The following is a 246-nucleotide window of genomic DNA, read 5'->3' as shown; positions in this document are numbered from 1 at the left end:
CGGAAGGCACGCTGGCGCCGGACGCGTCGATCACGTCGATGTCGCGCAACTGCGCGCTTTGCGCCTGCGCGTACACCGCCGGATCGAGCACGACGCGATACGCGCCGCCGTCGTCGCGGCTCAGTTGCAGCGGCCATTGCTGCGCGTAGTCCTGGCGCGGCGCGGCGCTCAGCGGCAAGGCCAGCGCCAGCAGCGCGAAGGCGAGAGAACGAGGCTTCATGCGGAGGCGTCCTGCGGGGGGCGTTG

The 246-nt window shown here is 72.0% G+C and carries 1 protein-coding gene; it reads right to left on the bottom strand.

All coding sequences use genetic code 11. The features are described 5' to 3' along the window. Window positions 1-220 (bottom strand): DUF3999 family protein (locus HKX41_12855; protein NNC25025.1); only part of this gene is annotated, 220 nt, incomplete at its 3' end. Window positions 221-246: the final 26 nt, after the last annotated feature.

The sequence above is a fragment of the Salifodinibacter halophilus genome (assembly GCA_012999515.1).
Lineage (GTDB): Bacteria > Pseudomonadota > Gammaproteobacteria > Nevskiales > Salinisphaeraceae > Salifodinibacter > Salifodinibacter halophilus.
Note: the sequence above shows the minus strand (reverse complement) of the source record. Positions and strands in the feature narration are given on the sequence as shown.